At 44.7% G+C, this 22,143-nt stretch carries 15 protein-coding genes; 12 read left to right on the forward strand and 3 right to left on the reverse strand.

What is annotated here, in order from left to right:
- Positions 1 to 9 precede the first annotated feature (9 nt).
- Complete coding sequence (locus IPL34_RS10720) at positions 10 to 942, forward strand: LysR family transcriptional regulator (protein WP_296841445.1); 933 nt, start codon at positions 10 to 12, stop codon at positions 940 to 942.
- Here the strand turns inward: IPL34_RS10720 and IPL34_RS10725 are convergent.
- Positions 923 to 1,348, reverse strand: coding sequence for a hypothetical protein (locus tag IPL34_RS10725; RefSeq protein WP_296841446.1), 426 nt, complete (start codon positions 1,346 to 1,348; stop codon positions 923 to 925). The two genes, IPL34_RS10720 and IPL34_RS10725, sit on opposite strands and share 20 nt — an antisense overlap.
- 3 nt (positions 1,349 to 1,351) lie before the next feature.
- Positions 1,352 to 1,693: a hypothetical protein gene (locus IPL34_RS10730; protein ID WP_296841447.1), complete on the reverse strand. Its 342-nt coding sequence runs from the start codon at positions 1,691 to 1,693 to the stop codon at positions 1,352 to 1,354.
- A gap of 210 nt (positions 1,694 to 1,903) precedes the next feature.
- Between IPL34_RS10730 and IPL34_RS10735 the strand changes: the two genes are divergently transcribed.
- The 4 genes from IPL34_RS10735 to IPL34_RS10750 all read left to right on the forward strand — a co-directional run bounded on the left by IPL34_RS10735 (position 1,904) and on the right by IPL34_RS10750 (position 13,257).
- On the forward strand, positions 1,904 to 9,490 hold the full coding sequence (locus IPL34_RS10735; protein WP_296841448.1) for a CshA/CshB family fibrillar adhesin-related protein: 7,587 nt from the start codon (positions 1,904 to 1,906) through the stop codon (positions 9,488 to 9,490).
- A 75-nt stretch (positions 9,491 to 9,565) separates the two neighbouring features.
- Positions 9,566 to 10,516 carry a thiamine-phosphate kinase gene (thiL, locus tag IPL34_RS10740; protein WP_296841449.1) on the forward strand — a complete coding sequence of 317 codons (951 nt, stop codon included), beginning with the start codon at positions 9,566 to 9,568 and terminating at the stop codon, positions 10,514 to 10,516.
- A gap of 75 nt (positions 10,517 to 10,591) precedes the next feature.
- Complete coding sequence (locus tag IPL34_RS10745) at positions 10,592 to 11,329, forward strand: SPOR domain-containing protein (RefSeq protein ID WP_296841450.1); 738 nt, start codon at positions 10,592 to 10,594, stop codon at positions 11,327 to 11,329.
- A 218-nt stretch (positions 11,330 to 11,547) separates the two neighbouring features.
- On the forward strand, positions 11,548 to 13,257 hold the full coding sequence (locus IPL34_RS10750) for an AAA family ATPase (protein WP_296841451.1): 1,710 nt from the start codon (positions 11,548 to 11,550) through the stop codon (positions 13,255 to 13,257).
- Here IPL34_RS10750 and IPL34_RS10755 read toward each other — a convergent pair.
- The gene (locus IPL34_RS10755) at positions 13,244 to 14,659 is read right to left on the reverse strand and encodes a deoxyribodipyrimidine photo-lyase (protein ID WP_296841452.1); all 1,416 of its coding nucleotides are present in this window, start codon (positions 14,657 to 14,659) and stop codon (positions 13,244 to 13,246) included. The two genes, IPL34_RS10750 and IPL34_RS10755, sit on opposite strands and share 14 nt — an antisense overlap.
- Before the next feature lie 132 nt (positions 14,660 to 14,791).
- Here IPL34_RS10755 and udk point away from each other — a divergent pair, with 132 nt between their 5' ends.
- The 7 genes from udk (at position 14,792) to IPL34_RS10790 (ending at position 22,141) form a co-directional block, all read left to right on the forward strand.
- Positions 14,792 to 15,418 (forward strand): uridine kinase, encoded by a 627-nt coding sequence (gene udk / locus IPL34_RS10760; protein ID WP_296841453.1) that lies wholly within the window; start codon positions 14,792 to 14,794, stop codon positions 15,416 to 15,418.
- A 31-nt stretch (positions 15,419 to 15,449) separates the two neighbouring features.
- Positions 15,450 to 16,532 carry a hypothetical protein gene (locus tag IPL34_RS10765; protein WP_296841454.1) on the forward strand — a complete coding sequence of 361 codons (1,083 nt, stop codon included), beginning with the start codon at positions 15,450 to 15,452 and terminating at the stop codon, positions 16,530 to 16,532.
- A gap of 247 nt (positions 16,533 to 16,779) precedes the next feature.
- On the forward strand, positions 16,780 to 17,301 hold the full coding sequence (locus tag IPL34_RS10770) for a hypothetical protein (protein ID WP_296841455.1): 522 nt from the start codon (positions 16,780 to 16,782) through the stop codon (positions 17,299 to 17,301).
- 239 nt (positions 17,302 to 17,540) lie between these two features.
- The gene (locus tag IPL34_RS10775; protein WP_296841456.1) at positions 17,541 to 18,530 is read left to right on the forward strand and encodes a BMP family ABC transporter substrate-binding protein; all 990 of its coding nucleotides are present in this window, start codon (positions 17,541 to 17,543) and stop codon (positions 18,528 to 18,530) included.
- Positions 18,520 to 20,067, forward strand: coding sequence for an ABC transporter ATP-binding protein (locus IPL34_RS10780; protein ID WP_296841457.1), 1,548 nt, complete (start codon positions 18,520 to 18,522; stop codon positions 20,065 to 20,067). The genes IPL34_RS10775 and IPL34_RS10780 overlap by 11 nt, the downstream gene beginning before the upstream one ends.
- Positions 20,064 to 21,167, forward strand: coding sequence for an ABC transporter permease (locus IPL34_RS10785; RefSeq protein WP_296841458.1), 1,104 nt, complete (start codon positions 20,064 to 20,066; stop codon positions 21,165 to 21,167). Before IPL34_RS10780 ends, IPL34_RS10785 begins: the two co-directional genes overlap by 4 nt.
- Positions 21,164 to 22,141, forward strand: a complete 978-nt coding sequence (locus tag IPL34_RS10790; RefSeq protein ID WP_296841459.1) for an ABC transporter permease — start codon at positions 21,164 to 21,166, stop codon at positions 22,139 to 22,141. The genes IPL34_RS10785 and IPL34_RS10790 overlap by 4 nt, the downstream gene beginning before the upstream one ends.
- Positions 22,142 to 22,143: the final 2 nt, after the last annotated feature.

Genomic DNA, 22,143 nt, shown 5'->3' on the forward strand with positions numbered 1-22,143 from the left:
GGAGCAGTAATGGCGTATTCACTGAGTCAACTACGAGTATTTGAGGCGGTTGCACAATATGAAAGTTATACCCGTGCAGCGGAAAAGTTATTTATGACACAGCCTGCTGTATCCATGCAGATCAAGCAATTAGAGGAGGATAGTGGGCTGGCATTATTTGAGCGGCAGGGTAATAAAATGATGCTCACCGCAATAGGTAAAGAGGTGCAGCATTATGCGCATCGAGTATTGCAAGCACATAATGATCTATTAGGCGTGATGAAAGAACTCAAGGGAGTGAAAGGAGGGCATTTGGTGATTTCGGTCGCTACTACTGCCAATTATTTTGTTACTCAATTATTGGCTGAATTTTCGCGTTTACATGAGGGGATTAATATCACGCTGGATGTGACTAACCGACAGGCTTTACTCGATCAATTAGAGCATCATGAGCCGGATATGGTGATTATGGGGGAGCCACCTAAAGGCTATGGTTTGCAATCTGAGCGCCTAATGGAAAACCCCTTAGTAGTGATTGCCGCACCGCATCATTCTTTATTAAATCACTCTACACCTATTCCTTTAAAGGTGGCTTTAGCCGAGCGCTTTGTGATTAGGGAAAAAAGTTCTGGTACACGTAGTGCCTTAGAGCGCCATTTGCGTGAGCATCAAGTGTCCTTTCAGCAAACTTTAGAAATGCGCAGCAATGAGTCCATTAAACATGCCGCCGAAGCGGGATTAGGGTTGGGAGTCGTATCACTGCATACGATTCAACCTGAACTAGAGAGTGGGCGCTTAACGATTTTAGATGTAGAACATTTTCCCATCCAGCGCTATTGGCATATTGTGATGCGCAAGGGTAAGCGCCTATCACCCATTGCTCAGGAGTTTAAGCGTTTTGTATTAAAAGAAGCACCGAGGTTTGTGGAGGAGTGGCAATTACCTAATCGGGATAAAGGCTAATAATGTTGTTGTTATCCTTAGCTTTTATTGGCTCGGCTTGGCGCATACGCTCAGCTAGTAATTGCACATGCTGATAAAATTCGACTTGAGCACGTTTCATCGTTTCCAACGCTTGAGCCTCATAATATTCAAAGAGATAGGGCACTGGCTCGGTTAAGCTGCTGCGCACTTGGGGGCGAAAATAGCGCCATGCAAACTCAATATCCACTTTAACTTGTGAGTCAACGAAAATAACCTCTTCGTGATCAATTACAGCCATATATTGCAGAGTGCGAATCGGCACAAAGACACAGGGCTTGCCGCTAAAATCCAGTAACAAACGCAGTGCATTATAATGCTCAGCGGGCAAAGTACGCGGCTCTGCGCCTAAAGGTTTACCACGATAAAAACTTTCGTATTGCGGCATTGTTTAACTCGCTAATAGTTTTACTTCAGCTTGTGCGGTGTTTAGATTAATCACTAACAACACTTCACAATATTCGCCTTGTTCACATATAGGGCTAGGGTCATCAGAGCAGCAGCTTCCAGCAATGATGCCACTATATAGAATGCCTAGCTGAAGTTGTAAGTAGTGCTCGGTCGCATGTGCTTTTAACACTAAAGCTGTCAAAGGAGTATCACTCACATAGCTGCTGTGTGTTAAGCCTTGCTGAAGGGGGAGGTGGGCGCGATAGTGCTCTAACGTGTTATTCAATACTTGAGCAAAATTTGCTTGTCCCCAAGCACTTAAAAGGTCTGGAAGGTTTAACATATATAGTCCTAACAGCTAGTGATATATCTTAAATAAAGTGCACATTTATGCATTTTTAATACCCCCCTATTTTGCAAGCCTCTATTTAGGGATAATAAAAACTTATAATTCGACTTGTGTTTTAGCATCTTTTACCAGAAAATATTGATAATCTAGTGAGACGCCCTATTTCATAGCCATAGTCAATATAAAATAATAATAGGTTAATCTATGCTGACCCTGCCTAATATTTGCCGGTTAAAAGGTATATTTTTAATTGGTAACTTTTTGATTACTTTATTTATTTCTCTATTTATTTTGCTGTTTGGCTCAACGTTAAGCTTTGCAGCTAGTGTTACTTATAATGCTACACCTGCTCTCAATATACCGGATAATGGTTGCCCTACCTATAGCACTATTACGCTTCCAGTGACGGATAACTTCATACTTTCCGATGTCAATATAGGCGTTAATATTAATCATACTTATCAGTCTGATGTGCGTATTCGGCTGACCTCGCCTCAAGGTAGCACGATTTTCTTATCCGATGGTTCGGGTAATGGTAGTGATAATTTTGACATTATGTTTGATGATGCCGCCGCTAGCAGTATCACTGCTCTCAATGCCACGCATAACACCAGTACTCCTTATTATGAAAACTTGTTTCGCCCTACGAATGCCTTAAGTGCTTTTAATGGGCAGAATGCTCAAGGTAACTGGATAGTGGGGGTATGTGATAAAGCATCAGCCGATATAGGTTCAGTGAGTCGAGTGCAATTAGTGCTAACGGGTAGTGATCCCTATCCCAGCGATGCGGGAGTAGCTGTTTGTCGCTCAGCAGCTAATCAAAGTTTTATGCCTATTCAGCACCAAGTGAGTTGGACACATAATGAGCCGATTGGCACGTTGAATCCCACTATTTGGAGTACCAAGGTCGCTAGTGCGCAAGCTTTATTACCAGCAGCGGGATTAACCTATGTACAGGCGGAAGCCTTTGCTACCGATTATGTCGTCAAGCAAGCCGCTACTGCGAATGCACAGGCTGCATGGGCGGCGAGTGATTATTTGACTTATACCTTTACAACCTCAGGCAGCGTGGAGTCGTCAGATTTCTTCGATGTCTTAAGTTACGGGCTTTATTCTATTCGCACTTTTGGGCAGCGTATTACAGTATTAGTGTCTGAAAGTGCTACTTTTGCTACAGCAACAGAAATATTGAGTAATCATCTAGTATCACCGCCCACGGTTGCAGGTCATATTCAAATCAATATACCCGTCCAGAAGCGCATTTATGTTAAACCCTCAACAACTTATTATGTGCGAGTGCTATTTCATAATCTACCCGATTCGGTGGCTGGAGCACATTGGGATGATTTTGCAATTGGCTTTGCTAATTGTGCCGATTATGGCGATCTGGATGCTAGCTATGGAGCCGCTCGACACAAAATGCCGCCTAATGATGGGCTGCGCTTAGGGGCGCAAGCTCCTGATGCTGAGGACGGCACATTACCTGCTCTCAATGCGAGTGGCGATGATACGAATGGGACTGATGATGAAGATGGCATTACCCTTCCTATTTTTACCCAAGGTCAAGCGGCTACCATTACAGCGGCGGTTGCGGGTGCGGGTGGCTATTTACAGGGCTGGATGGATTGGAATGGTAATGGTGTCTTTGATGCTGCTGAGCAAGTAGCTACTAATCTACAAGATAATGGAGCGGGGGACACCAACTCAGCAGCAGGTACAATTACTTTTAATGTGAATGTGCCAGCCAATGCTACGACTACACCCACTTATGCACGTTTTAGGTGGTCGAGTACAACAGGATTGAATAGTACGGTGGTAGCCAATAATGGTGAAATTGAAGATTACAGGCTTACCATAACAGCTAGTAGCTGTACCCCGTTATTAGCTAGTGATGCTTATAGTGATGAGTTTGTACAATGGATGCACAACGCTAATACACCTGTAGGAGCACCTGCTAATAACTTAAAAGCCTATATTCGCCAACCCATTTATGCAGCCTCGGCAAGTGATGAAGGTTTTAATAATCTAACCGCCGCAGTACCTAATACAGAGAGCCATATTCAGACTACAAGTATTCCCGCTGCATGGGATACAAGCCGCTATATCAGTTATAGCTTTACGACCAGCGCTTTTTTAGGCTCCGCTACTTTATATGGTATAGGTCTTGGGGTTCATGGAGATGCTCGACCTACTTATGACAAGCGTTCTGGTGCATATCGCTTAAAGGTATTAGTAGATACTGATCCTAACTTTGGTTCGCCTACCAATTTAATTAATGGTATTCGCATTGATGATACTCAGCCCAATTTAGATGCTAGTGTCAGTTGGCCTGCACAGGATTTAGGCTCAAGTCGTTATTATTTCAATCATTATCAGGCGACACAGGCAGAGCTGTTAGCGCCCAACACTACTTACTACGTGCGTGTTTACCCCTATAGTGCTACGCGTTCGGGCTATGATGTCGCCTATGGTAGCAACGATATTATTTACGATGATTTTACCCTGAAGCTAAAAAGTTGTGCCTACGATTTGGGTGATGCACCTGCTAGTTATGGTAGCCCTAATCATCTAGTCACTAGCACTACCTACTTAGGAGCTAATGCGCCAGATGGTCAAGATGCTTTTGCAGGTGCGTTAAATGGAATGAATGATGATACGACGGGGATTGATGATGAAGATGGCATTATCCTTCCTACTTTTATTCAAGGTCAAGTAGCTACTATTACAGCGACGGTTGCGGGTGCTGGCGGCTATTTACAGGGCTGGATGGATTGGAATGGCGATGGTGATTTTGCCGATAGTGGTGAACAGGTAGCTACTAATATTCAAGATAATCTAGTCGGAGATAGTAACAATACTGCTGGCACAATTGCTTTTAATGTCACAGTACCTGCTAATGCAGTAACCACACTTACCTATGCGCGTTTTAGATGGTCGAGTACGTTAGGACTCAATAGTACAGCAGCGGCTAGTAATGGTGAGGTCGAGGATTACGCTATTACGATTGCTACTCCTGTGATTGTGAATTGTCCTCCAGAGGCCGCAGGGTCTGGCTCCGGTTATGCCAGTAGCGGTACTGGGTTATATAAAAATAATATTTTCTGGTTGGATTGGTCGTGTGGTGGTGTTACCCAATTTAATCCCGGCACTATTGTCAATAAAAGCTGGATATTGACAAATGGTCTACAAATTACAGCAAACCTTAGCAACATTACCGCAACCCTTGCTCCTTACAATACGGGTGATTGGGGGGGCGATTTATTGGATGATCTTTACGGTGGTTTGAATCCTATAGGCTTAAGTAATAAGGTTTTCGGCGAAGACCCTACCTATGATATTAGCTTTTCTGCATCTCTGAATGGCGTCAGTTTGCCTACCGATGTAGTAATTGCGAATGCTGAAGATACAGGCGAAATGGGTGAACCCATGGTGGTGACTACCGATGGCTCTCCCTTCCAACCGATTGAAACTACAGGCAATGCAATAGTGCAGTTCTCGAATGGCGCTCGTACTGTGACTACCGACAGCCCGGGCATTAGTAGTGGTGATACCCTATTGCTGCTGACGGAAAATATGACAAAACTCAATGTAAACATGTCTGCTGGGGGTGTTCAGGCGCTTGCTTACGGCTTTTTCGTGCCTTTTGATTTTGGGGATGCGCCTAGTGGCTATCCGCTAACAGATGGTCATTACCTAAATCCAAGTGCCAGTAGCGGTTCGCAACCGACTAATCAGACTCAATACACGAGCTTGACTATGGCAACACTGACCTTTGGTGAGCAATTCTATCTTGGTAGCCTAATGACTGATGCCGAAAACACTTCACAAGTATCGATGGCTGCAAATGGTGATGACAATATGGGTACAGATGATGAAGATGGTATTAACCTTCCTACATTAACTCGCGGTCAAACCGCCACTATCAACGCAACCGTAAATGGAGCAGGTGGTTATCTACAGGGTTGGATGGATTGGAATGGAGATGGTGATTTTGCCGATAGTGGTGAACAGGTAGCTACTAATCTACAAGATAATGGGGCAGGGGATACCAATAATGCTGTTGGTACGATTGCTTTTACGGTCAATGTACCTGCTACAGCCGTAACGACCCCTACTTATGCGCGTTTTAGATGGTCGAGTACTTCAGGACTCAATAGTACAGCGGCGGCTAGTGATGGTGAGGTGGAAGATTACGCTATGACTATTAGCCCCTCAGGACCACCTGCACCTCCACCCAACATCACCATCGGCAGTTCAAGAATGTGCGGTGCTATCGGTTCCGATAAGGGGAGTAACATCGTGAATGAGTGCCCGAATGGAAAAGTAGTAGTTGGAGTGCGGCATACTGACCGTGCGGTTGGAGCACCGAATAGCGCTGATGGTATGACGGTTGATATTGACCTACTGTGCGCGAGTGTCAATACCGATGGGACTACAGCAAGTATTGTGGTTGATGGAGCGTATACCGATTTCCCCAGCTTTGATCAGCAGGGAGCCGTGACTACTGCAACTTGTCCAGTAGGTACAGTAGCCCAACGTATGGGAGGTTGGGATCGCATTACTACTAATGGTTGGCCTTGGACCAGTGCGATTCAATTAGGTTGTCGCCCCCTCAAAGTAGATGCTTTGGGGCGTGTCCAAATAAATACCAGTGCTCCAGAAACCCTAGTGAGTGCAGGTAACCTTGAAAGTAATGGTACACATACACTACGCGGTTTGTTTGGGGGAGTAGATGCCTATGATGTTATTAAAGGCTATCGTCCGCAAAATGGGGGCGAGGGTTTTGATGGTGTCAATATTTCGTGTGCACCCTTACAAAACTATGACTATGGGGATGCGCCTAGTGCTTTAGGTGGTCCTAAGCATTTGGTCAATGCGAGTACTCTTTATCTAGGGTCTGGCACACCGGATGCTGAAACCATAACACTCAATGCGGATGTCGCAGGCGGTAGTAATGGTACAGGCGATGACCTCAATCGTAATGATGATGAGGACGGTGTGATGCTTCCTGTTTTGAGTCAGGGTCAAAGTGCCACAATTAATGCGACAGTGACGGGTGCGGGCGGCTATTTGCAAGGTTGGATAGATTGGAATGGCGATGGTGACTTTGCCGACAGTGGTGAACAGGTAGCTACTAATATTCAAGATAATTTAGTTGGGGATAGTAACAATACTGCTGGCACAATTGCTTTTAATGTCACAGTACCTGCTAATGCAGTAACAGTCCCTACTTATGCGCGTTTCCGCTGGTCTACCACTCAAGGCTTAAATGCAACGACAGCGGCTAGTGATGGTGAGGTCGAGGATTACGCTATTACGATTAGAGCAGCGGTCAATACGGTGATTGCTACCCCTGCCTCTTATACGGTTTGTAAAACCACCAGTGTTGAGCAATTGGATGCTTTTCAATATGCCACAGCAACCGGAACAGGGCTTGCGGGTATTCCTAGTTTGAATTATACCGCACCTGCTGGGGCGAATCGTTTAATGGTCGCGGTTTTGACCCTTGAGCGAGAGCATTTACCTACACCACGCGGTGATAACTTTGAAAGCGTACCCGCTGCGACTTTCCCTGTAGTGAGTTTTGGGGGTGTAGCCATGCAGCGTTTGGCTCATTCCGTACACTCCAATGGCAGTAGTAGTATATTTGGTAATGCGGAGCTATCGCGCAGTTATTATTTCTATGTACTGTTTGATCTAAGTATTCCTGTGGGTAGCAATGCAGTCCAAGTATCTAATATTAATACGCCACTCAGTATTGGAGATGACGCCATCTTAGCGGTGGCTACTTTTGCTAATGTGGGGTCAGTTGATCCAGTCACTAATTTGGCGGACGATTCTGCCCCCTTTAGTATAACCATGACCGCCGCACCAAGTATGGCTAACCCCGCTGATCAACCTCCGGGCACGACTGGAGCGGATAATTTACTAATGGCGTTTGGTTTATCGACTCGCCCCGAAAATTTAACCATTGGGGCAGGTTGGAGCAAATTAGCTGAAATTCCCGTGATGAATAATGCCGGAACTTATGCGACTTCAGCGGAGCGTTCGGGTAGTGTGTATTCAGAAAGTGATGGTCATACCCTATTGGTGCAGGCGATTAAAGGGGTGACAACGGATCAAACGGTGCAAGTCTCTAGTGCATTTAATGATCTGGCGATGCTTAACAGCCACGTATTTCGCTTGAGGGCACATGCTTGTGATTATGGGGATGCGCCTGCTAGTTATGGTGAGGCTTATCATGCGCAAAGTTGGAGTCGCCGCCTAGGGGTACAACGAGGTGACGCAGAAGCGACAACGCCTTTAGCCGCTAATGCATTGGGCGATGATAGTCACCATCTCGCTGATGAGGATGGTGTGACCTTTGCCAATTTAGTGGCAGGGCAAGTCAGTACTATCAGTGTGAATGTTGCAGGTAGTGCCTATTTAAGTGCTTGGATAGATTGGAACGGCAATGGTGTATTTGATGCCAGTGAAACAATAGCGAATGACTTAGCTGATAATGGAGCAGGTGATAACGATACTACGGTTGGTGTAATTACTGTTAGCGTAAATGTGCCTCTTAATGCAGTTAGTACACAAACCTATGCACGTTTTCGTTGGTCTATAAATACAGGGGTAGGAGCAACTGGGTTTGGTTCGTATGGTGAGGTGGAAGATTATGCTCTCACTATCTTGGCTGCTAATGCAGCGCCCATTATTACCAGCAATGGAGGCGGGGATACCGCCAGCATTACCCTACCCGAATTAACCACACTGGTTACTACTGTCACCGCAACGGATGCCGATAATGACGTATTAACTTACTCCATTAACGGTGGAGTTGATGCTGCTCGTTTTACTATTGATGCTAATACCGGAGTGCTGAGTTTTATTACAGCGCCAGACTTTGAAGCACCTAGCGATGCGGATGCTAATAATAGCTATCTGGTTCAAGTAGCAGCGAGTGATGGTAAGGGTGGTGTGGATACGCAGCTAATCACTATTACTATTACCAATCTAGGCGAGGGGGTGAGTTTAGCGGTGAGAGGGTTATTACAAGGACCCTATGATGTGTCTACACAGTTGATGTTAGATCAGTTGCGCCTAATGAATCTCCTGCCTACCAACCAGCCTTATAGTCGTTATCCAAGTTTTAATTATCAAGGTAATGAAACGGTTAGTAGTGCACGTCTTACCGTAACAGGCTTTGCAGCAGTAGTCGATTGGGTGTTAGTAGAATTGCGTAGTGCCACTAATCCGAGTATTACCGTGGCACGAAAAGCAGCACTTTTAACACGCGAAGGTATAGTCGTTGATGCAGTAACCAATAGTGAGCAGCTCTTCATAGAGAGTGTTATTGAGGGGAGTTACTATGTGGTGTTACGCCATCGTAATCATTTAGCGGTCATGACGCAAAACCCCATAGTATTAGCCACTACTACCAATACCCTAATCGATTTTCGCTTAAGTACTACACCTACCTATGGGGCACACGCTCAGGTGATTAATAGTGGTAATAGGGCTTTAATGCGAGCCGGAAATGCTAATGTAGATAATAGCATTATTGCCAATGGTCCTAATAATGATGCCACGGTGATTTTAATGGCTATTCTAATGGCAGAGGGCAATGAAACATTAAATGCTAATTATATGTATCGAGGTTATTTGAATACCGATATTAATATGGACGGCTATACGATATTTGCAGGGCCTAATAATGAGTTAAATTTCTTAATAGGTAATATTATTTTTCATCCAGCGAATAGTACCGTCTCAGAAAATTATGTGGTGTTAGGTAATGTGCCATAGCCTGAAAAAGCCTTTGTCTATCAGCACTAGAAATAGTTTAAGCTACGTGCAGTAGTGGCTAAGGTAAGTATAGGTATGTCTGAGTTTGAAATTATTAAGCGTTATTTTCATTGGGAGAGTCGTGATCCTACCGTAGTGGTGGGTAATGGTGATGATGGTGCGCTGGTACAAGTGCCTGCTGGATTTGAGTTAGCCGTCGCGGTTGATACCTCGAATAGTGGTGTGCACTTTCCTAGCACAACTCCGGCGCATGCGGTCGGCTATAAGTCGTTGGCAGTGAATATTAGTGACATGGCGGCTATGGGAGCGACAGCGCGTTGGTTTACTTTGTCCTTGTCTTTGCCAGAAGTGGATGAAGCATGGTTAAGAGATTTTAGTAGCGGCTTAAAAAGTCTAGCAGAGTCTGAGCATTTAAGTCTGATTGGGGGCGATACCACACGCGGCCCATTGAGTATTAGTGTGCAAATTCTAGGTTTAGTCCCCCAAGGTACGCGCCTATTGCGCTTGAATGCTCAAGTGGGGGATGTGGTTTGTGTAACGGGTTTTTTAGGGGATGCGGCGGCAGGTTTGGCGCTGGTGCAAGAGCGGCTTAGTTTGCCCGAAGCAGAGGCTCAATATTGTATTAAACGCTTAAATTACCCTAGTGCACGTACTGTGGTGGTGGATTTTTTGATTCAACATGCGCACGCCTGTATTGATATATCCGATGGTTTATTAAGTGAGGCTTGGCATTTAGCTCGACAGTCAGGTGTGACGATTGAGTTAGATGCTAACTCTTTGCCTTATTCTCCCGCTTTAAAGCTATTACCTTTAGAGCAGCGTCAAGCGTTTGCATTAACGGGAGGAGATGATTATGAGCTGTTGTTTACCCTGCCCGCTGAAAAAATAGGTCTATTAGATCAGTATTTTAGTCAAATTCATCTACCAGTCACCATTCTTGGTTTAATAAAAGAAGCTAAGCCCGCAGTGCGGGTGCGAGGTGCTGAGAACTTTCAGACAAGCGGGTATGATCATTTTAAATACTAACCTTGTATAAAGAACTTTGCCCTAATAAGATAGTCTTATAAAGTGATAACTAAATAAAAAAAGGGCTTAGAATATATGACTAATCAGTTAAAAGTAGGTGTAATGTCAACTCTAGTAGCGCTAGCCTTAAGTGCTTGCTCTACTGCACCAGTTGAGGAAATGGATACTAATGCAGTTGCCTCTATTCCAGAGTCAGGGCCTTTAGTACAGGGAAATAACACTACAGTTGCTACTACACCAGCACGTCCTCAGCAGCCTAATACACAAGCTCATTATCAGCCCGATTATGATGCGAATACTTACGTGCCTGCTCCTGCCTACACACCTGCACAACCTCAATATCAAACAGAGACTCAGGGTTATGCTGATGAAAGTACTACGTATGAGGAAACCACTCCTGTAGCTAATTATGGCACTAATACCGCGAGCGGTAGTGTGGGCGGTGGTGTTGATAGTTCCTATGATATGTATGACAACTACGGTCGCCCTAAAGCTCAACCTAAGCCTTTATATGATTATTCAGGGTCAGAAGGTTATTCTGATGTTTACGCAGGAGGTGGTGCAGCAGTGGGGGGCGCTATTGGTAGTAGCGGTGGTTCGCATGCGGTACAAGTATTAGCATCGGGCAGTAGTAGTAAAGCTCAACAGATGCGTAGTCAAATGCAGTCTTTAGGCTTAAATGCAGTGGTGGATAATGTTGGTGGTTTGTATAAGGTACGGATTCCTTTTGCCAGCCGCGATCAAGCTAGCGCGAATTTAAGTCGCGTGCGTAGCTTATCTGGCGAGTCTGGTGCATTCATTACTACTCGTTAATTAAACGGTTTTGGTTGCTTTCTCTTTCTCTTTCGTGATTGAAGCCTAATCCGTAAGGATTGGGCTTTTTTATCTCTTTCAACCTCACTTGATCTGCTGGCTTTGAGTCACTGTTGAATAGTTTGCGCTAGGAGTAGGCTTAGGTCACATCGTAGCTGATACGCTATAATCCTTGAGCATAACTCATCAAGCTTCGCTAATTATTTGAGCTAACTACTATGACCCTTAAAATCCCCTACGGCGAAAGTAATTTTCAAAAAGTCATTAAAGAAGGCTTTGTCTATATCGACAAAACGCAATACATCCCTATGCTCGAAGTCGCAGGTAGTCATTTGTTCCTGTTGCGTCCGCGCCGCTTTGGTAAAAGCTTATTTTTGTCGATGCTGGAGTACTACTACGATATAGCCTATAAGAGCGAATTTGAGACCTTATTTGGGCAGTTAGCTATCGGACAAGCACCTACCCCCACGCGTAATAGCTATCAAATAGTGTTTATGGATTTTAGTGGCATTGACACTGATGGGGGACATGATGCGATTTTTCAACGCTTTAGCAGTAAGCTTGAAATGCATTTGCAGACTTTTTTGCGCCGTTATGCTTATCCCGATAGTTACCAAGAGGCGTTAAGAAGCAAAATATCCCCTGCGGATAAAATGCAACAATTTGTTGAACTCTTAGGTGAGCAAAAATTTCTACTGCTGATTGACGAATACGATCATTTTGCGAATAGCATCTTGGCGGATGATTTAAAATTATTTCAGCGCATTATGGGCAAAGGAGGCTTTGTCCGCAGCTTTTATGAAGTGCTCAAAACCGCAACGCAACGCGGCACACTAGATCGACTGTTTGTCACAGGGGTCACCCCCATCATGCTTGATAGCATGACTAGCGGGTTTAATATCGGTAAGAATTTATCATTGCATGAAAAATTTAACGAAGCGATTGGTTTTACTGAAAGCGAAGTGATGAGTTTGCTGCAACCTTTGGTGGATGATTGTTCGTTAGATATAGGCGATTTACTGTTTGATACTCGTCGCTGGTATAACGGTTATCGCTTTAATTTAAAAGCGACCGAAACGGTCTACAACGCCAATATGCTACTGTATTTTGTGGATAGCTTTGATCGTGAGCGCTGTGAATACCCTGAGCCGATGATGGATGAAAACATCGCCTCGGATTATGGCAAGATCATGAAAATGTTCAGCATAGGCAATCGAGACACCAACTTTGAAGTACTCGACGAGCTAATCAATACCGGAGAAGTCCACGCTTTACAACGACGCAAATTTGAATTTGACAAAGGCTTTGACCGCGACGATTTCATTAGCTTATTAGCCTATATGGGCTTTGTGACCTTAGGGCGTAAAACCCTATCGGGTGAAGTGTTCGTGATCCCTAACTATGCCATTCAAGAGTTTTACTTTCACTATTTCAAAGTAGAACTAGAGCGGCGTAATCAGTTTAGTATTCCGAATCATACCTTACGCTTAGCGGTAGAGCAGCTAGCGTTGTATGCCGACTTTCAACCGTTACTCGCTGAAATGGTGCGAGCTTTACAATTACTCTCGAATCGTGATGCGATGGGTATGGATGAAAAGCATGTCAAAGTCTTATTACTCACCTTGCTCTATCAAACCCAAATCTACTTTATCCAAAGCGAGCGTGAACTCAATCGTAAGTACCCGGATATTTTATTATTAGAGCGTAACCCTATTGCTGTACCGTATCAGCATTTAATTGAACTCAAATACAGCAAGAAAAGTGATAAAGAAGCGGGCTGGGCAGCCAAAAAGCAAGAGGGCATTGAGCAAGTACAAGGCTATTTGCAATTGCCCGAAATTGCCAAACTTAAAGACTTAGTGGCGTGGGTATTAGTCACCGATGGGGAGCAGATTGAGGCGCTGAGGATACAGACTACCTCGCTTTGATCGCATCAAAGGCTGCCAAGGCTCTGGCTCGACTCGCTGCTAAATCGACCATAGGCAAAGGATAATTATAATTTTCCCCTAACTGACGCGGTGCGTGAATCACCTTAGAATTACATCCTTTTAGTTCAGGTACATAGGTCTGAATATACGCACCATCAGGATCAAATTTTTCGCCTTGGGTTACAGGGTTGAAAATCCGAAAATAGGGGGCGGCATCCGCACCACTACCCGCCGTCCATTGCCAGCCCAGCACATTATTGGCTAAATCTGCGTCTACTAGCGTGTCTCGAAACCAAGCTTCACCCTCTTGCCAAGGGATGAGTAGATTTTTAGTTAAAAAGGACGCGACTATCATCCTTACCCGATTATGCATCCAACCCGTTTGCCAGAGCTGGCGCATGCCTGCATCAACCATTGGAATACCCGTTTGACCTTGTTGCCATCGTTTAAGGTCGGCTTGATAGTCAGTAGGTGCACGCCACGGAAAGTTGTTAAAACGTAAATCTAAAGGTTCAGTAAGCGTATGCGGGACATGAAAAAGTAAATAATAGCCAAATTCACGCCAGCCGATTTCACGCTCAAAAGTTTCAATCCCTTGGCTGTGACTAGGATGAGTATTTTTCCATTGCGTAGTAGCGTGTAGCACTTGGCGTGGACTAATAGACCCAAAGTGTAAATGAGGAGACAGTTTAGAAGTGCCTTGCATAGCAGGACAATCTCGTGCAGTGGCATAGTCCTTTACTGCAAACTCTAGGAAGTGGGCTAGTTGTTGTTGGGCGGCTGATTCGCCTATTGACCAGCCTTGCATCATGCCTATATCCCAACGCGGTTTTTTAGGTAATAGGTTTAGTTGTTCTAGTGCTAATGAATGAGGTTGTACCTTAGGTGCTGTTAGGTGCAAGGGTACGGGAGTGAGCGCTTGATCAATACCTTGCTTTAATACTTGTTTCCAATAGGCAGTAAAGACTTTAAACGGGGTTTGATCCGCTTTGAGGATTTGCCAAGGCTCATAAAGCAGACTGCCATTAAAGCTTTGAACGCTCACCTGAGTACTTAAGGCTTTTTTAATGACCGTATCACGTTCAAGACTAACGGGGTCATATAAACGATTCCAAAAGACATGGGTCGCTTGTGTTTCTTGGATCAATGCCTGTAACACCGCCAAAGCTGGACCTTGGCGTAGAATAAGCTGTGAGCCTTGCTGGGCGAGATCGTGTTGTAAGTGAGCAAGGGTATGATGTAACCATACGCGGCTAGCTGACCCCAATTGGCTAATCGTACTAGGGGTCGGATCATCAATAAAAATAGGAATAATAGTATGGCATAGTTGGCTTGCAGCGTAGAGTGCTGGGTTATCGCTTAAGCGCAAGTCGGCTCGTAACCAAACAATACCAATGCTCATATAACACTCCAAAGGGGTGAAAAGATAAAAGACTATACGAAGAATAACGGAGTGAGTGCAAGGCAGAGGTGCTGTTAGCGGTGAGCTTTGTTATAGTGCGTCGTCGGATTAGTTGGAGCGTTCATAGACGTGATGAAGCAACCTCCTCGTTTTATTGGTATTTGTGGTGGTAGCGGTAGTGGCAAGAGTACTTTGGCCCAAGCAGTGGTGCATCATGCTGCTATTGCTACGACTTTAATTAGTTTAGATGCCTATTACCGCCGTAAGAGTGAGATTCCTAGCACCCTAAGAGGTAATTATGATCATCCCGATACTATTGATAGTGCGTTACTGAGTGAACATCTACAGTGTTTACGGCGTGGTCAAGCCATTGAGTTACCGCATTATGATTTTACGATACATGATCGCGTTAATGAGAGTCAGGTTTTAGCACCGACGCCCATTATTATTTTGGATGGTATTTTATTATTTGCTTTGCCAACAGTAATGCAGCATTTAGATTTATCTATTTATGTTGATACTCCCGCCGATATTCGTTTAGCACGTCGTATGCAACGCGACACCCGTGAACGTGGAAGAACCATGGATGATATTTTAGAGCAATATTTTGCGACCGTGCGCCCGATGCACGAGTGTTATGTAGAACCTTATCGCTTACAGGCTGATGTCATAGTAGCAGGGGATGGCGAGCTAGAAGTCGATACTGTATTGGCAGCCATACATAGTTGTTTACATGCCACGACTTCTATTTACCCCTAACTAATCCCCACCCTATAGAGCATGGATCAGCATGAATTTCAGTAACATTAAGTTTAATTGGCATTGGTTAATCGCTTTACTCACCTTAGGTGTTTTTACATTAGCCATTACTAGCTTGTACCACATGCTGCATGACTTGGATGTACAAGCAGTCAAAGCGGCCTTAAAAGCCATTCCTATCACGCATTTATTAGGAGGCTTGGTGGTAGTGGGGTTAGGGTATTGGATTTTAGCGCTCTATGATTTATTAGCCTTGCGTTATTTAAAGCTCAGTGTGCCTTATTCTAAAGTGGTGTTTACCTCATTAACGGCTTATGCGGTGGGGCATAGTGTGGGGCTTGCGGTGGTATCGGCGGGATCAGTGCGTTATCGTTTATATTCAGCGGTGGGACTTACCCCATTGCAAATTGCAGCAGTGATGGTATTGGTATCGGTCACCTTTACCTTTGGGATTAGTTTTATGGCGGGGGTAGTGTTGTTACTGCGCCCTGAAATGATGACCCATATGCTTAATCAAATGCTAGGTTGGCATTTGGCGGTAGGTATCGTGCAAGTAACGGGAGGACTATTAGTAGCAGGGATTATAGGCTTGGCATTGTGGGCAGGACCTTTGGGTAGACGTTTGCAGTGGCGACAATGGCATGTGGATATGCCTTCATCACGCATGTTATTGATGCAGACAGGTGCGTCTGTATTAGATATTGTGACGGTGGCACTAGCGCTTTATATCTTATTGCCCTCAGGAGTGAGTTATCTCGAAACCCTCACTGCCTTTGTGATGTCGATGGTGATTGGTATTTTAAGCCATGTGCCTGGGGGTTTAGGTGTATTTGAAGTAGTGATGCTGAATACCTTGACAGAATTACCTAAGGCTGAGTTAGCAGCTACCTTATTGATCTTCCGTATTTTTTATTATTTATTGCCTTTTGTAATAGCGTTGTTTTTATTATTGGGCAATGAAGGCTTTGAACAGCGTAATTTAATTAGAAATAGTATTGAGCTAGTACGTAAACGCCTGAGTCCTTATCTGATTGCGGACGTATTATTAGCTGTTGTGGTAGTACTAGTTGGGTTTTTGGTGTTGGTATCTTTTGCTTTAGCCCATATCGGTTAAAACGTACTTCAGTATATTAGCGCGGGCAGTAATCAAATAGTGCCAGCATTACCCCACCACCTTTGGATGTTTCTATTTATGTGGATACATCTGCGTGTATTGGGTTGGCAAGATGTTTAAAATGTAACACTGGTGAGGAGGGTGCACTATGAATGATATTTTATGACAGTACTTTGCTACAGCACGTTCTAGTCACTATTGCTAGCATCCTGCTTTATACTACAATCTAGACCTCAAAGGTGAAAAAATGGCCATATGGACAGACTTAGTTAGGGGTAGAGACCTCAAAGTTGGTGATATTTATACTCCTAATCGAGAAAGAAACGTATTTTATAAAATTACTGCTATACGATCAACGCTGCCGGGTAAGCATGCCACTATTAAAAGTGTTTACACGGCAAAAGATATTTTCAGGGGAAAGACGCTGACCGGAGAGTTTAAGGATAGCGATGAAAAACTCCATAAAGTAGGGTATATTAAATTTAGTTATGCAGCTATTTATGGGGTTACTGACGATGCATTACTCACTGGGGTATCGAGCGCACAGACTATACCAATGCAACAATTTGAACAGGATAGTGACAGCCAAAAAAGGCTACAAACAGCTCTAGTCGGAAAAAGTTTGCAGGATGGAGAGGCTATCTTGTGTATTAAGTACGTAGACTTATCAGAAAAAGACGATGAGAGCGAAAATACTGAAAAAAATCTGTTGTTTTGGGATTTGGTTTATATAAAGCCTAGTGAGTTGGTGCGATACGGGATTAATTAAGCGCCTTTGTCTAATTTACTTACTACTTGCCATAGGGTTGGGGAGTAGTGGTTTTAGTATCGTTTGCTTTAACTCACTAGGTCTAATGGGGATAGTTAGGTGATTTGACTTTGTGGTTAGGACTAGTGGGTTTTATTGAAAATTGGAAGCGCTTTGAAAATAATACCGTTCTTGATTAAAAACGATTATAGTTTGAATCCAAGCACGTTCTTGCTAACAACCCCCTATAAGGAGCAACCATGAAACGCAGCTTGCTAGCTATTGTCACTACCTTATTAATGCCTGCTTTGGCTTATAGCGCCGATATTAGCCCCGCCATTGTCTATGACCTTGGCACTAAGTTTGATAAATCCTTTAATGAGGGGGTATCTAACGGTGCTAAGCGCTTTACCGAAGAAACTAAAATCGAAGTGCGCGAGTTTGAACCCTCGAATGACTCGCAAATTGAACAAGCGATTCGCAGAATGGCTAAACGTGACTCTAACCCTATTGTATCAGTGGGTTTTAGTCAGGCGAATGCTCTAGGGGTCGTAGCTAAAGAATTCCCTAATACCAGTTTCACTATTATTGATAGCGTCGTTGATCAACCCAATGTGCGTTCTGTTACTTTCCGCGAAGAACAAGGCTCGTTTTTAGTCGGTGCATTGGCGGCTATGGCGTCCAAAACCGGAAAAATTGGCTTTGTGGGTGGTCAAGATATTGCGCTGATTCGTAAATTTGCTTGCGGCTATGAGCAAGGTGCAAAGTACATTAATAAAGATGTAGAGGTCTTCCAAAACATGACAGGCTCTACCGGAGCCGCTTGGAATAACCCCACTAAAGGCGGTGAGCTAGCAAAATCCCAATTTGATCGTGGTGCCGATGTGGTATTTGCGGCCGCTGGTGGTACGGGAATTGGTGTGTATCAAGCCGCTAAAGATAATGGCAAATATGCCATTGGTGTTGATTCTAACCAAAACCATTTACATCCGGGCACTATGCTTAGCTCTATGATTAAGCGCGTTGATAATGCGGCCTATGACACTTTCAAAACCAAAATGGATGGCACATGGACGGCTGGTGTAGTCAGTTTAGGTCTAGCTGAGAAAGGCGTAGGTTGGGCGGTGGATGAGCACAATGAGAAAATTGTGGAGCCTTTTAAGGAAAAAATGGCTGCCATCGAGGCGGATATTATCGCCGACAAAATCAAAATTCATGACTACATGAAAACCAATAGCTGTGAGTATTGATTTTAACGCTCCCTTAGCACTCGAACTGCTGGACGTATCCAAGCAGTTCGGTGCGGTGAAGGCTAATCAGGATATTAGCCTTCAAGTCCTCACAGGCTCAGTACATGGGATTATTGGTGAAAATGGGGCGGGTAAATCGACCCTGATGAGTATTATTTACGGTCTCTACCAACCCGATAAAGGCGACATTCGTGTTAAGGGTCAGACCGTACAATTACGCAATCCCCAACAAGCGATTAGTCTCGGTATTGGTATGGTGCATCAGCATTTTATGCTGGTGGAAACCTTTACTGCCTTAGAAAACATTATCCTAGGTGCTGAAGGTGGAGCTCTATTAGGCAAAAACACTGCGCAAGCGCGTCAACATTTAGAGCAAATTATTGCCCGTCATGGTTTAGCAGTACCTTTGGATGTTCCGGTGGCTGAGTTATCGGTCGGGGTGCAGCAACGGATTGAAATCTTAAAAGCGCTCTATCGCAATGCGCGTATTCTCATACTAGACGAACCCACTGGAGTATTGACCCCACAAGAAGCCGATGAGCTATTTGTCATCTTGCGCCAACTGACTGCTCAAGGTGTTACTGTCTTACTCATTACCCATAAACTGCGCGAAATTATGGCGATTACTGATCAAGTCTCAGTGATGCGTCAAGGTCGTATGGTGGCACATCGTAAAACCGCTGAAACTACTATTGCCGAGCTGGCAGAATTGATGGTGGGGCGCAAAGTACGCCATAGCGTCGAGCGCTCTGAAGCCGCTGTAGGAGCTGAGCGTTTACGGGTTAAGGACTTGGTAGTACGTGATGCGAGTGGAGTAGAGCGCGTTAAAAAGGTGAGTTTCCATTTACGTGCTGGTGAGATTGTGGGGGTGGCTGGGGTGTCCGGTAATGGGCAAAGCGAATTATTGCAAGTGCTCGCGGGTATTATTAGACCCACTTCGGGTGAAATTCATTATGGTGAGCATATCATTACTCCTAAGACCCCCATTGATGCCGCTCAAGTACGCCATTGGGGAGTGGCACATGTGCCCGAAGATCGCCATCGCATGGGTTTAGTATTGCCCTTTGAAGCGTATGAGTCTGAAATTTTAGGCTATCAACGCGAGCCTAAATATAATAAAGGCTTGAGCCAAGACCACAACGCTATGCTCACTACCTATACTGAGCAGGCGGAAAAGTTCGATATTCGCCCCCGTAATCCCCATCTTAAATCCGCCGCATTCTCAGGTGGTAATCAACAGAAAATTGTTATTTCACGCGAAATCAATGCCTCGCCTGAAGTGCTTTTAGTCGGACAGCCTACGCGCGGGGTAGATATTGGAGCGATTGAGTTTATTCATCAGCAATTGATGGAGCTGCGAGCAGCGGGTAAAGCCATTTTATTAGTGTCAGTCGAGCTTGAGGAAATTATGAGTTTGTCTGATCGAATTATTGTCATGTGTGATGGCATGATTACGGGCGAAGTGACGCACGAGGAGGCGAATGAAACCTTGCTAGGTATGCTCATGGCGAATGCGACAGGAGAACAACACGGATGAAAGCGAGTACGGCTGAGCGTTGGTTATCCTTATTTATTTTACCGAGCCTTAATCTATTAACTGCTTTTTTCTTTACCGCCTTAATTTTAATTATTACCAATGTCGACCCTATTGAGGCCGCTAAGTATATGGTGCAAGGGGCGTTTGGTTCACAAGAAGGTTGGGGCTATACCCTTTATTACACCACCAATTTTATTTTTACTGGACTGGCAGTCGCTATTGCCTTTCACGCGGGACTTTTCAATATCGGCGGCGAAGGTCAGGCTTATATCGGTGGTTTAGGGGTAACGCTGGTGGCTTTAGGCTTAAGCCCCTATTTGCCCGCGCTTATTGTGATTCCTTTGAGTATCTTAGCAGGAGCATTATTTGGAGCAGCTTGGGCGGCGATTCCGGGTTATTTGCAAGCTTATCGTGATAGCCACATTGTCATTACTACCATTATGTTTAACTTTATCGCCGCGTCCTTAATGGTGTATTTGTTGGTCAATGTTTTTGCTGTACCGGGTGAAATGACGCCCGCCAGCCGTTCGTTTCCTGATGAGATAAAGCTTTGGCAATGGCATGAGTTTGTAGGTTTTTTTGGTTTAAGTTTTGACTCCTCACCTTTGAATATTTCACTGTTACTAGCTTTACTGTGTTGTTATGGCGTGTGGTTTTTATTGTGGAAAACGCGCTGGGGCTATGAAATTCGCACGGTCGGTGCTAATCCTGAAGCCGCCATTTATGCCGGAATCAATCCACGCAAAATTTGGATGCTATCGATGCTATTGGGGGGTGCACTAGCGGGCTTAGTCAGTGTTAATGAGCTATTAGGGGTGCAGCATCGTTTAGTACTAGGATTTAATGCGGGTTATGGTTTTGCTGGAATCGCAGTGGCTTTGATGGGACGTAATCATCCTATAGGCATTATGTTAGCCGCACTTTTATTTGGTGCTTTATATCAAGGGGGGGCGGAGCTTGCCTTTGAAATGCCTAATGTCACCCGTGATATGGTGATTGTGATTCAGGGCTTAATTATTTTATTCAGTGGGGCGATGGAGTTTATGTATCGACCCTTAGTGCGGCGTGTGTTGTGGCGTTGGGTGAGGGAAGGGGTATGAATGAGATTTTAACCTTTATTACCTTAGCGCTCGATGCCACTTTGCGCGTGGCGACTCCCCTGATCTTGGCAGCACTAGCAGGTTTATTTTCGGAGCGTTCTGGTATTGTGGATATTGGTTTAGAGGGCAAAATGCTGGTGGGGGCGTTTGCCGCTGCCGCAGTGTCCTATTGGACTGGCTCAGCGTGGCTAGGTTTGGGTGCTGCGATACTGGCTTCGATAGCCTTTGCGTTATTGCATGGTCTAGCCTGTATTACTTATCAGGGTAATCAAGTGGTCAGTGGGGTAGCGATTAATATTCTCGCGTCTGGACTCACTACTATTTTAGGGCTAGCGTGGTTTCATCAAGGAGGCTCTACCCCGCCATTGGTGGGTGCTCAACGCTTTGGTGAAATTACTCTTCCGGCAGCAGAAGCTAGCAAAAGTATTCCGATCTTGGGTGACTTCTACGCTAATGTGCTCTCTGGGCATAATATTCTGGTCTATATCGCTTTGTTATTAGTGCCGTTCTGTGCGTGGGTATTGTATAAAACGCGCTTTGGTCTACGTATTCGTGCAGTGGGTGAAAATCCTAAAGCAGTCGATACGGCTGGTGTATCAGTCACTTTTTTACGTTATCGAGCGGTAATCATTGCGGGCGTATTATGTGGTATTGCGGGGGCTTATTTATCTACCGCACAAAATGCGCAATTCATTCGTGATATGACGGCGGGACAAGGTTTTATGGCTTTAGCCGCATTAATATTTGCTAAATGGCGTCCTTGGCCTATTTTGGCGGCCGCTCTATTATTTGGCTTTTTAGATGCGCTAGCCATTCGTATGCAGGGCGTGAGTTTACCGCTCATTGGTCAAGTGCCCGTGCAACTCATTGAGTCCTTACCCTATATTTTAACAGTCGTATTACTGGCTGGATTTATTGGTAAAGCGCTGCCGCCTAAAGCCTTAGGATTACCCTATCTCAAAGAACAACGTTGATA

Origin of the sequence: Thiofilum sp. (genome assembly GCF_016711335.1) — a bacterium.
Classification (GTDB): domain Bacteria; phylum Pseudomonadota; class Gammaproteobacteria; order Thiotrichales; family Thiotrichaceae; genus Thiofilum.